At 46.0% G+C, this 13012-nt stretch carries 12 protein-coding genes and 1 pseudogene; 10 read left to right on the forward strand and 3 right to left on the reverse strand.

Features of this window, described 5'->3' with window-relative positions:
* Positions 1 to 37: 37 nt before the first annotated feature.
* Complete coding sequence (locus H9630_RS09950) at positions 38 to 595, reverse strand: nitroreductase family protein (RefSeq protein WP_191715597.1); 558 nt, start codon at positions 593 to 595, stop codon at positions 38 to 40.
* Between the two features lie 155 nt (positions 596 to 750).
* Here H9630_RS09950 and H9630_RS09955 point away from each other — a divergent pair, with 155 nt between their 5' ends.
* Positions 751 to 2154, forward strand: coding sequence for a protoporphyrinogen oxidase (locus H9630_RS09955; RefSeq protein ID WP_191715335.1), 1404 nt, complete (start codon positions 751 to 753; stop codon positions 2152 to 2154).
* Positions 2155 to 2295: 141 nt separating this feature from the next.
* On the opposite strand, the gene katA is transcribed toward H9630_RS09955, so the two are convergent.
* Both katA and H9630_RS09965 read right to left on the reverse strand, forming a co-directional pair.
* Complete coding sequence (gene katA, locus H9630_RS09960) at positions 2296 to 3762, reverse strand: catalase KatA (protein ID WP_191715336.1); 1467 nt, start codon at positions 3760 to 3762, stop codon at positions 2296 to 2298.
* Positions 3763 to 3982: 220 nt separating this feature from the next.
* Entirely contained in the window at positions 3983 to 5035 is a 1053-nt protein-coding gene (locus tag H9630_RS09965; protein WP_191715337.1) for a C40 family peptidase, read from the reverse strand.
* 472 nt (positions 5036 to 5507) lie between these two features.
* Between H9630_RS09965 and H9630_RS09970 the strand changes: the two genes are divergently transcribed.
* The 9 genes and pseudogenes from H9630_RS09970 (at position 5508) to H9630_RS10005 (ending at position 12992) form a co-directional block, all read left to right on the forward strand.
* Entirely contained in the window at positions 5508 to 7064 is a 1557-nt protein-coding gene (locus H9630_RS09970; RefSeq protein WP_191715338.1) for a fatty acid--CoA ligase, read from the forward strand.
* Positions 7065 to 7124: 60 nt separating this feature from the next.
* Positions 7125 to 7520: a hotdog fold thioesterase gene (locus H9630_RS09975; protein WP_191715339.1), complete on the forward strand. Its 396-nt coding sequence runs from the start codon at positions 7125 to 7127 to the stop codon at positions 7518 to 7520.
* Positions 7521 to 7748: 228 nt separating this feature from the next.
* Positions 7749 to 8519, forward strand: a complete 771-nt coding sequence (locus H9630_RS09980) for an SDR family NAD(P)-dependent oxidoreductase (protein WP_191715340.1) — start codon at positions 7749 to 7751, stop codon at positions 8517 to 8519.
* A gap of 50 nt (positions 8520 to 8569) precedes the next feature.
* Positions 8570 to 9666: pseudogene (locus H9630_RS09985) on the forward strand (AMP-binding protein); the annotation flags it as partial.
* A gap of 171 nt (positions 9667 to 9837) precedes the next feature.
* Positions 9838 to 10137, forward strand: a complete 300-nt coding sequence (locus H9630_RS18910) for an AMP-binding enzyme (RefSeq protein WP_318247995.1) — start codon at positions 9838 to 9840, stop codon at positions 10135 to 10137.
* Between the two features lie 25 nt (positions 10138 to 10162).
* Positions 10163 to 11338, forward strand: coding sequence for an acyl-CoA dehydrogenase family protein (locus tag H9630_RS09990; RefSeq protein ID WP_191715341.1), 1176 nt, complete (start codon positions 10163 to 10165; stop codon positions 11336 to 11338).
* 28 nt (positions 11339 to 11366) lie between these two features.
* Positions 11367 to 12131 (forward strand): 3-oxoacyl-ACP reductase FabG, encoded by a 765-nt coding sequence (gene fabG / locus H9630_RS09995; RefSeq protein ID WP_191715342.1) that lies wholly within the window; start codon positions 11367 to 11369, stop codon positions 12129 to 12131.
* 16 nt (positions 12132 to 12147) lie between these two features.
* Complete coding sequence (locus H9630_RS10000) at positions 12148 to 12597, forward strand: MaoC family dehydratase N-terminal domain-containing protein (RefSeq protein ID WP_191715343.1); 450 nt, start codon at positions 12148 to 12150, stop codon at positions 12595 to 12597.
* Positions 12594 to 12992: a MaoC/PaaZ C-terminal domain-containing protein gene (locus H9630_RS10005; protein ID WP_191715344.1), complete on the forward strand. Its 399-nt coding sequence runs from the start codon at positions 12594 to 12596 to the stop codon at positions 12990 to 12992. Before H9630_RS10000 ends, H9630_RS10005 begins: the two co-directional genes overlap by 4 nt.
* Positions 12993 to 13012 lie beyond the last annotated feature (20 nt).

Below are 13012 nucleotides of genomic sequence, written 5' to 3' on the forward strand. Positions count from 1 at the left end.
AGAGACGCCGCGTCTGGGGCATCTCTGAACCTGCTTCTTATTCGCTGATGATGGTCAGTTTTTCGCGGATATCGGTACGCTCCTGCTTTGCGGGAACATGGGCAGGGTAGCCGATCATCATCGTAGCGATGATTTTCTCGCCGGGCTTCACGCCGATGGCTTCGCGGAACACGGGGTTGTAGATCCAGTCGTTGGAGCGCCAGATCATGCCGATGCCGCGTTCCCATGCAGCCAGCTGGAAGTTTTGCAGCATGGAAGAAACTGCGCCGTAGTCTTCATCCCATCTTCTTTGTCTCGGATCTTCAGGCATGACGACAACCAGGTGCAACGGAATGCTGCGGAAGTAATCGGCTTTATTCAGCGCTTTGGGCGGGATTTCTCCATCCGGTGTACGCATGGCTTCAAGAAACGCCTGGACGAACTTTTCTTTTCCGCCGTCTGTATACAGCAGAAAACGCCAAGGTTCATTGACTTTATGGTTCGGTGCCCATTTAGCCACGTTCAAAAGCTCGATGATCTCTTCGACATTGACGGCATCAACCTTGAATTTCTTGATTGAGCGTCTTTCTATGATATTCTGATCAATAGCGTTCATCATTGTGAGTCTCTCCTTTTCGCAAAGTACATGCGGGTATCTATCTTCATCCTACCATGTATAGGCCGGAAAAGCGTATCAAAACAGACAAAAAGAACAAGGCTGACAGCCCGAAATATTGGTAGAATAGAAGCATAAGCAAGGAGTGGATTAAGTTGAAAAAAGCTGTAGTCATCGGGGGAGGCATTACTGGCCTTTCCGCCATGTATTATTTGCAGAAGCTGAACCGACAGGAAAACCTTAATCTTGAGTTAGCGTTGATTGAACGGGAGCCGCAATTGGGCGGTAAGATCAAGACTGTAGCAGACGATGAATTTATTATGGAAGTTGGAGCGGATTCCATCGTTGCACGCCATGCCAGCGTCATGCCGCTGATTGAAGAACTTGGGCTTAAGGAACGGGTTGTCTACAACGGCACAGGGATTTCTTATTTATATGCCAATAATGTGCTGCATGCCATTCCAAGGGATACGGTATTTGGCATTCCTATGAGTAAAGAAGCGCTCTTTAGCTCGACGCTTGTTTCTGAAGAAGGGAAGCAAGAAGCATTAAAGGACTTGGAGAGCACCAACGATAGCTTTACACGGGACAGTTCGATTGGGGAGTTTCTTGAAGCTTTTCTTGGCAAGGAATTGGTCGAAAACCAGATCGCACCTGTTTTATCAGGGGTCTATTCGGGAAATCTCCACGAATTGACCTTGGCTTCGACATTGCCGTATCTGGTTGACTATAAGAATAAATACGGCAGCATCATTAAAGGGTTTGAAGCGAACAAAGAGTTTTTCCAAGGAACGGCGAACAAGAAGTTCATTTCTTTTGATGAAGGGATGCAGGTTCTGATCGATGGCTTGGAGAACAAGTTGGAAGATGTCCGTATTCTGAAAGGGACTGGAACCAAATCGGTTAAGAAAGACGGGGAACGTTACTTGGTTGAGCTCGAAGACGGAGAAGCGATAGAGGCGGATTATGTGATTTTAGCGACGCCCCATCAAGTGGCCCAGAAGCTTTTAGGAATAAAAGAGTTGGATAATGAATTTGACCAATTCCTGAATTCGTCATTGATCAGTGTCTATATGGGATTTGATATTCCAGACGAGCAGCTGCCGGAAGATGGGACCGGTTTTATCGTCTCACAAGAAAGCGATCTGCATTGCAATGCCTGCACGTGGACCAGCCGAAAGTGGAGCCATACGTCGAAGAGCCATAAATTGCTGGTTCGTCTATTTTACAAGAGCTCACATCCCAGCTATGGCATGCTGAAGGATTTATCTGAAGACGAACTGGTTAAAGTGGCAAGAGAAGATGTCCGAAAAAGCTTGGGAATCGAAGAAGCACCTATGGCTGTTGAAGTGACCGGCTGGAAAGATTTGATGCCAAATTACCATATGGGCCATAAAACCGCGATCAGTGCATTGGAGCTGAAAATGGAGAGCTTAGTGCCAAATGTGAAACTGGCTGGTTCTTCTTATTTTGGTGTAGGGATTGGCGCCTGTATTCAAAATGGTGCTGACTTAGCGAAAATCATCGCCAACCAACTAGGTGATGTCGAGAACGAATAGCAAAAGAGACCTTAGCGGGTCTCTTTTTTCGATGGTTAACAAAAAAATAGCCAGATTTTTATCTCTGAAATCAAAAAAGCCGTTTATCCCTAAAAAGGACAAACGGCTAATTGAGAATATCGGTAGATTTTTATCAATTAATTACTTTGTTTCAGTAAGATCGGGCACTGAAAGACCAAGGCCATCAGCTACGCGTTTACCGAATTCAGCATCTGCTTTGTACAAATGGCTGATTTGGCGAAGTTTGATGTCTTCTTTGTCAACAGCGCTTAAGCCGCCAACGAATGTAGCAACAAGACGTTCTTGCTCTTCCGGGCTTTGCAGACGGTAAAGATCGCCTGGCTGTGTGTAATAGTCTTCTTTGAAGTATGGTACTGAATCAGTAACGCCGGTTACTTCCAGTGGAGCTGGTTTAGCAGCTGCAGTTTCAGTTGGGCCGCCGTAGCTGTTTGGCTCGTAATAAACAGAACCACCGCCGTTGTTGCCAAAGTTCATTTGTCCGTCGCGCTGGTAGTTGTTGACTTGGTTTTTCGCTGCGTTGATCGGCAGCATCTGGTGGTTAGCGCCTACGCGGTAACGGTGTGCATCGTGGTATGCGAACAAACGGCCTTGAAGCATTTTGTCCGGAGATACGTCGATACCAGGAACCAATGTACCTGGAGAGAAAGTAGCTTGCTCAACTTCAGCAAAATAGTTCTCTGGGTTGCGGTTAAGCACCATGCGGCCAACTTCGATCAGTGGGTAGTCTTTGTGAGACCATGTTTTCGTTACATCGAATGGGTCGAAGCGATATGTGTTCGCATCTTCCAACGGCATAACTTGTACATACATTTTCCAAGCAGGGAAGTCGCCTTCTTCAATGGCGTTGAAAAGGTCTTCTGTGTGGAAATCAGGATTTTCGCCAGCGATTTTGTCAGCTACTTCCTGAGTGATGTTTTGGATGCCTTGCTCAGTCAAGATGTGGTATTTGATCCAAACAGATTCGCCTTCAGCGTTTGTCCATTTGAATGTATGGCTACCAAAACCATGCATGTGGCGAAGTGTCGCAGGGATTCCGCGGTCGCCCATCAAATAAGTAACTTGGTGCAATGATTCTGGTGATAATGACCAGAAGTCCCACACTGCGTTAGGGTTTTTCAAGTGCGTACGTGGATCGCGTTTTTGAGTATGGATAAAATCAGGGAATTTAATTGCGTCCTGAATGAAGAAGATTGGCGTGTTGTTGCCGACTAGGTCATAGTTTCCTTCTTCTGTATAGAATTTCAACGAGAAGCCACGTGGATCGCGGACAGTATCAGCAGATCCAAGTTCGCCTGCAACTGTTGAGAAACGGGCGAATAGTTCAGTTTTCTTGCCGACTTCTGATAGGAAAGCAGCTTTTGTATATTTAGATACATCATTAGTGACTTCGAAATAACCATGAGCGCCTGCGCCTTTAGCATGTACTACACGCTCAGGAACACGTTCTCTGTTGAAGTGTGCAAGTTTTTCAAGAAGATGAACATCTTGCAATAGAACTGGGCCGCGTTGTCCGGCTGTCTGTGAGTTTTGGTTGTCTCCGACTGGGGCACCCCAGCTGGTTGTTAAACCTGTTTTGTTTGTACTCATGAATCGAACACCTCATTCTCTTTTTTTATGTTAATCACTACAAACTTAATGATACCATTTTTTAAATGAAAATCAATCCTAAGTAATAATCATTATAATTAATGAAATTCTCTTTGTGTCAAACTATTGACTTGAACCCGCTAAAAGAATGAAAGAAGAGCAGCACCGGCTTGACCGATGCTGCTCTTTTCCATCTTTATTTGCGCTTGCGCTTTTCTTGTTACTTCATGACATTCAAACGCTGGTAGCTGTCGAAATGTTTGCCCCAGTAGCTGTCATTCATGCTGGTGATTTGCACTTTAGCGCCTCCGGCATGAAGGAAACTGTTGTTGCCGATATAGATGCCGACATGGGAAATCCCCGCACGATACGTATTTTTAAAGAATACAAGGTCGCCGACTTGCGGTGAACTTACAGTGGAAGAGATGGCATCAAGTCCGGTTGTGTTGGTGCGTGGCACTGTAATGCCAGCTTGGTTGTATACATAATAGATGAAGCCGCTGCAATCAAATCCGCCTGGAGCGGCACCGCCCCATTTATAAGGAGTGCCTAGGAAAGAGTTGGCGATTGAGACGACTGATGAAACTTTTCCGGAAGTCGAAGGTGCTGCTACAGGATTAGATATGGTCACAGGCTGCTTGCTTACGGAGGTGCCGTCGACTTTCAATGTTTGGCCAACACGGATCGTGCTTGTTTTCAAACCATTTGAGCTCATCAATTGAGAAACTGACATGCCGTAACGTTTCGCGATGTTCGTTAATGTATCGCCGCTCACTACGCGGTAGGTGCTGGTTTTAGAGACAGCAGGAGCAGCGGCTGGTGCTTTGACGACTGTTGCGGGTGCAGTTGCTTGTGCTTTTCCGCTGACTGTCAGTTTCTGTCCAGGTCGGATGTTGCTGCCTGACAGTTTGTTCAATTGCTGAATGGAGCTGACGCTGGTGCTGTGGATGCGTGCTATGTGTGATAAAGTGTCTCCTGCTTTTACTGTATATGTACTGGCAGAACTGGCTGATGTTTTAGGAGCGCTGGTCTTTGTTGGAGTGGCTGCCGGAGCTGAAACTGCTGCGACTTTGAGTGACTGCTTCGGATAAATTGAATTGGATGATAGCTTATTCCAAGTCAACAATTGGTTCACTGAAATGTTATTGCTTGAAGCGATCTTCCATAGCGTATCTCCTGGCTTCACTGTGTAAGTACTGGCTTCTGTATCGGAAGTCCCGATTGCAAATGTTAGTGCAGTTGCTGCAAATAATGTAAAAATAATCTTTCTCATTCCCTAACCCCTTTTTCTCTATCTATTTATAGATAATTCAATCTATTATCTCTGAGTTACTTAATTCTATATAATTAGTTCTCCATAGGCAATAAGTTTTAATATTACATTTGTGTTACAAAGATAAAGGTAGCAGAATTCCGGTTTGAAAATATTTTTTAATTGATTTTGCCAACAGGTGATTGAGCAACGACTTCTATTACTAACTATCGGCATTTTTTATGAAAAGTTAATGGCTAATGTTAAAAAATTATCTTTCATTTTCTGAAGTGAAAGGGAAAGCCACTGTTCGCCTTTGAAGATTTCAATCGCTCATAAACGAAATATCTCTAAGATGTAGGCCTTTTATAAAAATAGGGACTAATATCACATAAAAGATGAGTCTTTGAATTGTTGCAATATTACTTTTTTTCTGACATCATGAAATTAAGTCGTTAAGATAACGCTTTCATAAAAGGAGGAGGAAAAAGAAATGTATGCGACGCTTGGCAAAATCTTTGATCAGACGGTAAGCCGATACCCGGATAAAGAAGCACTGGTTGATATAAGAAGAGGGCAAAGGTGGACCTTTTCGCAATGGGATGAAGAAGTCCATCGGTTGGCGAATGCGCTGACGGCAGCAGGAGTCAGCAAAGGAGACCGGGTTTCAAGCTTTTTGTTCAACAACAGTGAATTGCCTACCGCATTATTTGCATGTGCAAAAATTGGAGCTATCTTCAATCCGATCAATTTCCGCTTAAAGGCCGAAGAGCTGGCGTATATTTTGAACGATGCTACTCCTGAAGTTGTTTTGTTTGAGGAAGCGTTAAAAGAAACGGTTGCAGGGGTGGCGGCCCAGTTTCCAAGTATCCAATTCTGGTATATAGATGAGGACGTGCCAGATTATGCAGTCAACTACCGTGAGCGGGTCAACGCCGCGTCTACGGCAGATCCGACTGTAGAAGTGGATGAAATGGATACGTATGCCATCATGTACACAAGCGGAACGACCGGGAGGCCGAAAGGTGTAATTCATCGCCATCGCGATATGGCTGAACAAAGCATGACATGCATTGCGATGCTGAAATACACTAGAAATGAGGTAGGCCTTGTTATTGCACCAATGTTTCATTGTGCAGAATTGCATTGTTGCATCATTCCTCGTGTTCAGGCTGGTGCGTCCAGCATCATCATGCACCAATTCAATCCTCAAGTTGCAGTGGACACGGTCGAAAAAGAAAAAGTTACGGTCATGTTTGCAGTGCCGACCATGTGGAGCATGATGTCCGACATCGAAGAAGCGGATTTGAAAGTCAAAACATTGGAGCGGGGATTGTACGGCGCGGCTCCAATGGCACCAGTCCTGGTTAAACGCGTCAAGGAAGTGCTTGGAATCGATTTGATCCAGGCGTATGGCCAAACGGAAATGGGGCCGGCCATCACGTTTCTTGCCGAAGATGAGCAGTTGACCAAAGCAGGATCAGCAGGTAAACCTGCCTTTAACCACGAGATCCGAATTGTCCGGCCGAACGAAAAAGGTCCAGCGGAACCGGATGAAAGATTAGGTGCATTCGAAGTGGGGGAAATCATCGTCCGAGGGCCAAGCATGATGGCCGGTTATTTCCATCGGCCGCAAGCGACGTCCCGTGTGTTGTATAAAGGCTGGTATCACACCAGTGATTTAGGATATATGGATGAAGATGGCTATTTGTTCGTGGCCGATCGTGTGGATGACATGATCATCAGCGGTGGAGAAAACATTTATCCGCGTGAAGTGGAAGATGTGTTGCATGAGCATGAGCAGATTCAGGATGTAGCGGTGCTGGGAATTCCTGATGAAAAATGGGGCGAAGCGGTCATGGCATTTGTGGTCGTAAAAGATTCTTCATTGACGGAACAGCAGCTGGAAGAATTCTGCATCAACAACGACAAGCTTGCGCGCTTTAAACGGCCGAGAACATATCGCTTTGTCGATGAACTGCCCCGCAATGCCAGCGGCAAAATACAAAAGTTTTTGTTGCGGGAACTGTACGCGAAAAGTAATGTATAAGAAAATGGCCCCTCAGCCAATTACTGAGGGGCTTTCAAATGAAAAAGGGGAGTGTTGTTTATGCAAATGAAACCAGTGGAAGAAACGATTGCGGGTGTATTGGGAATTGAATTCGGTGATATTACTCCAGACAGAGTAACAGCAACCATGCCTGTGCATGCAGCTACTCATCAACCTTTCGGGCAGCTGCACGGAGGAGCTTCTGTTGTATTGGCAGAATCGGTCGCGAGTGTCGGGACCTGGCATTTAATCGACCAGGAAAACGAAATTGCGGTCGGTCTGGAGATCAATGCCAACCACCTGCGCGGCAAGCAAGAAGGTATTGTGACCGCTATCGGCACACCTTTACATAAAGGCAGAACAACAATGGTATGGGACATCAAGATTATAGATGAAGAGAAAAAGCTTATTTGCGTTTCGCGGTGCACGGTGGCGATAGTCAAAAAGAAAAAGTAACGAACAGTTTCCATTACGGTCAATCTATTGGCCGTAGTGGATTTTTTATGGAAAATAAAAAATGTTGTTAACAAAAACAAATTGTTGTTGTATACTGAATTTTAAGAAAATAATAGCGCTTACATTTTTAAATTGCCTTTTTTTCAAAAGGTTTTTTTAAAACAGTTAACATACCGTCCGTTCAGTATTTACATACCGTCCGTGTAGTATGGTGAAGGAGGAATAAAAATGGCGGATTCATTATTTGATTTGACAGGGAGAACGGCGTTGATTACAGGAGGGGGAAGTGGTCTTGGGCGGAACATAGCAGAAATTTTTGCGGAGTATGGAGCGAATATAGCCGTTTGCTCCCGCAAAATAGCTAATTGCCAAGAAACCGTTGATCATCTGGAAAGCCGCTATGGCGTTAAAGCACACGCTTATGAATGCAATGTCGGCAGCGAAGAACAAGTGAAAGCTGTAGTGCAGTCGGTGTTGTCTGATTTCGGCAGTATTGACATCCTGGTCAATAACAGCGGCGCGACATGGGGGGAAGAAACAGAAAAAATGCCACTGGATGCATGGGAAAAAGTAATGAATGTCAATGTTACCGGGACTTTCCTTATGTCCAAGGAAGTGGGCGGACACATGATTCGCAGTGGCTACGGAAAAATCATCAATATCGGTTCGGTCGCCGGTTTAAGAGCGGAACCGCCGGAAGTGCTGAATGCCATCGGATACAGTACGAGCAAAGCGGCTGTCCATCATTTCACCAAAGATTTGGCGCGTAAATGGGCAGGCTACGGATTGTATGTCAACGCTATTGCCCCCGGTTTTTTTGAAACAAAAATGACAAAGCACGTCATTGCACAGCATGCAGAAACAATTGTTCATAAAAATCCAATGAAAAAATTGGGGGACACCAGATCGCTTCAAGGCGCCGCACTTTTCCTGGCAGGCGCCGCCAGTGATTACATCACTGGCCAAGTGATTGCAGTGGACGGCGGAAGTTCATTATAAAAATTCTGGCTGAAAGTTGAAAGAGCATCAAGTTCAAAAGGAGGAAAAGCATGGATAGACCTTGGTTAAAGCATGTAGCAGAAGGCAATCCGAAAAGCATTGAGATACCGAATATCTCATTGGTGGAATTGTTCAGGCAGTCGGCAGAGGAATACGCGGACCATACAGCGGTCACTTTTTTCGATAAGACTTACAGCTATCGGGAACTGGAGGAGGCGATTATTCATTTTACGAAAAAACTGGCTGGAATAGGTATTCGGAAAAATGACCGTGTGGCCATCATGCTGCCGAATTGTCCGCAATATCCCATCAGTTTTTATGCCGCACTATCCTGTGGAGCTACCATCGTGCAGTTGAATCCAATGTTCCAACCAGCAGAACTTCTTCACATTCTCGATGATTCGGAGACAAAAGCCTTAATTATATTGGATCGGTTAATGCCTTTGTTCGACAGCATCAAAGATCAGACTTCGGTCCAACATATACTGGCTGTTTGCCTCGACGGTGATGCCGCAGAATCTGCTCCAATTGGCGGTATGCCTCGCCTGACGATGGATCCCAAAGAAGATGTAGCGGTCATTCAGTATACAGGCGGCACAACCGGGCTCCCGAAAGGTGCCATGCTGACGCATCGCAACATCGTCGCCAATACCCTGCAAAGTGCTGCAACTTCTGAAGTAACAACCAAAAAAGGAAAAGAGAAGGTGCTGACCATTTCCCCTTTGTTTCATGTTTACGGCATGACCAGCGGCATGAGCGTCACTTTCTATAACGGAGGCAACATGATTCTGGTGCCGAAATTTGATGTTGGCCAAGTAGTGGAGCTGATTGAAAAAGAAAAGCCCACTGCATTTCCAGGAGTGCCTACCATGTACATCGCATTGCTGGATTATCATCGATCGAGAAAATTCGATTTGAGTTGTTTGGAATCCTGCAGCAGCGGATCAGCTCCTTTGCCGCTGGAAGTACTTGACCGTTTCAATGCAATCAGCGGCACCACTATGGCGGAAGGCTACGGTTTATCCGAGGCATCGCCTGTAACCCACAGGAATCCTGTTCGAAGCTTACAAAAAGTGGCAGCATCGGCATTCCGTTGCCGAATACCGATTCGCGGATTGTCGATATCGCGACCGGGCAAGAGACCTTGCCGGTCGGCCAAGTAGGTGAATTGGTTGTGCGGGGCCCGCAAGTGATGAAAGGCTATTGGAACAGGCCGGAAGAAACCGCTGTGGTGATTCGGGAAGATTGGCTGTACACGGGAGATCTCGCGAAAATGGATGAAGACGGGTTCTTTTACATCGTGGGCCGGAAAAAAGAAATGATTTTGGCGAGTGGATTTAACGTCTATCCAATCGAAGTGGAAAACGTCCTTTATCGCCATCCCGCCATACGGGAAGCAGCTGTTTTCGGAGTTCCGGATGCGTATCGTGGAGAAACCGTTCGAGCGGTTGTCGTCTTGAACGAAGAAGTGACAGAAGAAGAGCTGATCGCCTGTTGCCGCACCCAGTTATCGGCTTATAAAGTGCCGGAAGCGATTATCGTTGTGGAAGAACTGCCTAAAACGGCTGTCGGGAAAATACTGAAACGTGCATTGCAAAAACAGTACGCCGATTTATAAAAAATCAGGAAACGGGGAGATCAACATGCATTTACGTTTATCAGAAGAACAGGAAATGATTCAAAAAACAATACGCCGATTTGTGGAAAAAGAATTGATTCCACTGGAAAACGAAGTCCTGAAAAATGAAAGGGAAGGGCGTCCGAGCCTGGAACCGGAAAAAATGAAAGAACTTCAGAAAAAAGCCAAGGACTTCGGCTTTTGGGGCATCAATACTCCAGAGGAATACGGTGGGTCGAATCTTGGCCAAATGATGCTGGCCATCGTTTTGATGGAAGTTTCCAAAACCTTTGTGCCGTTCACATTTGGAGGTTCGGCTGACAATATCCTGTATTACGGCAATGAAGAACAAAAGAAAAAGTACCTGATCCCGACCATCAATGGAGAAAAGAAATCCTGCTTTGCCATGACGGAACCGGAAGCCGGATCTGATACGCAAAACTTGAAAATGACGGCTGTCAAAGACGGAAATGAATGGGTCTTAAACGGGGAGAAAACCTTTATCACAGGCGGAAATGAAGCTGATTTCGTCATGGTGATCGCTATTACGGATAAAGAGCTGCACCAGCAAACAGGGCGTTCCGGTGTTACTTGCTTTATCGTCGACCGGGACATGGGCTGGAAATCCGAATACATCGATACGATGGGCGAATGGGGACCTGCCGGATTGGTCTTCGACAACGTCCGTGTACCAGAAGAAAACGTCTTGGGTGAAATTAACGGCGGCTACAATTTGGGGCTTGAATGGATTGGTTTTGCGCGTTGGGTAGTTGGAGCGCGGGCAGTTGGGATGAGTGAACGGTTGTTGCAGATGGCGATCGATTATTCGAAAGACCGTAAAACCTTCGGCAAGCCGATTGCGGAACGCCAGGCGATCCAATGGCCGATTGCTGATTCAGCAGTGGAAATCGAAGCGGCAAAATGGCTGGTGTTAAATGCTGCTTTCACATTGGACCAAGGCGAAGATAATCGCCATTTGGCATCGATGGCGAAACTGTATGGCGCAAACATGGGCAACCGGGTCGTGGATCGGGTTCTTCAAATCCATGGCGGTATGGGCTATACACGTGAATTGCCGATTGAACGCTGGTACCGTGAAGCACGGCTATGGAGAATCTACGATGGGACGGACGAAATTCAACGCATGATCATTTCAAGAAACTTATTGAAAGGCCACGTGAAAGTGGGCCAATCGGTTTAAACGAATGGAAGAAAAGGGAGGCATACCAATGGGGAATTCATTTGAAGGAAAAACAGCTTTTGTTACAGGGGGGAGCCGCGGAATCGGCCGCCAGATTGCCGAACGGTTTGCGAGTGAAGGCGCCAATGTGGCGATCATCGACGTGAACGAGGAAGCGCTACAGACAGCACAGCAAGAAATGGCTGGCAAAGGTTATTCCATTTATACGAAAAATGCCAGTGTTACGGACAAAGAACAAATAGAGCAAGCGATGAAAGAAGTATTTGATCAATTCGGTTCGATTGATGTACTCGTTAATAATGCAGGCGTCATTCGGGATAATATGCTGTTTAAAATGACAGATGAGGATTGGCTGACGGTTACCGATGTCCATTTGAAAGGCGCATTTTATGCGACACGTGCTGCGCAGCAATACATGACCCAAAACAAATACGGCCGCATCATCAATATTTCGTCGACTTCCGCACTTGGCAATCGTGGACAAGCCAATTACGCCACAGCCAAAGCTGGTCTTCAAGGATTTACCAAAACCTTGGCAATCGAACTCGGAAAATACGGCATCACAGCCAATGCAGTGGCACCTGGTTTTATCGAGACGGATATGACGAAAGCGACTGCTGAGCGCATTGGCGTACCTTTTGAAGAATTGATCAAAGCGAGTGTTTCCACTATTCCGGTCGGCCGCAGCGGCAAGCCTGAAGATATTGCGAACGCCGTCGCCTTTTTTGCGGATGAACGTTCTTCATTTGTCAGCGGACAGGTTTTATACGTAGCGGGTGGACCGAAAAACTAAATGGGGAGGTGCAGCTATGCTGAAAGAAAGCATTGGGAAACGTTCAGACAAAGTGAAAAACACGATTGAAAGAGGGGCGGTCCGGAAGTTTGCAGAAGCGATCGGTGACCCTGCTCCCATTTTCATCGATGAACAGGCAGGTGCCGCTTCGCGCTACAAACAAAACATTGCACCTCCTACATTTCCAGTGACCTTTGATGCCGGGAAAATCGACGGATTGGATCTTCCTTCCAAAGGATTGATCCATGGGGAGCAGATTTACCATTATGAAAGGCCGTTGCTTGTTGGAGAAGATGTCTATTGCTGGATGGAAGTAAAAGATTATTATGAGAAAAGCGGCAATTTCGGCGAGATGGGATTTTTGGTCGTCGTAAAAAAAGGGCAAAGCCCAGACGGTGAACTATTGTTCACGGAAGAACGCATCGTCATCATCAACGAAGCGGCCAGAAAGGGGATGGCGGTATGAACCGGATAGTGGATTTACAGCAAGGTGACCGTTTGCCATTTATTCAATTGGATCCAGTATCGCGTTTGGATTTAATCAAATACGCGGGAGCATCCGGCGATTTTAACCCCATCCATACCATCGACGCAGAAGCTGAAGCGGCAGGATTACCAGGCATCATCGCGCATGGCATGTGGACCATGGGGAATCTGGCGAAAATTTTTACGCCTCATCTGGAAGAAGGGTTTATCCAACATTACGCCATTCGTTTTAAAGGCATGGTCTTCCTGGGGGATGTCATTACGTTGAAAGCGACTGTTGTTGAAAAGCAGGACAAGCAAGTGACATTTGAAGTTCAAGCAGCCAATCAAAGCGACAAAGATGTACTGAAAGGTGAACTCGTTTTTGCATTCTAAGCACTTGTTTTTTGAGAAAA

It is taken from the genome of Planococcus wigleyi, from assembly GCF_014836985.1.
Classification (GTDB): Bacteria; Bacillota; Bacilli; order Bacillales_A; family Planococcaceae; genus Planococcus; species Planococcus notacanthi.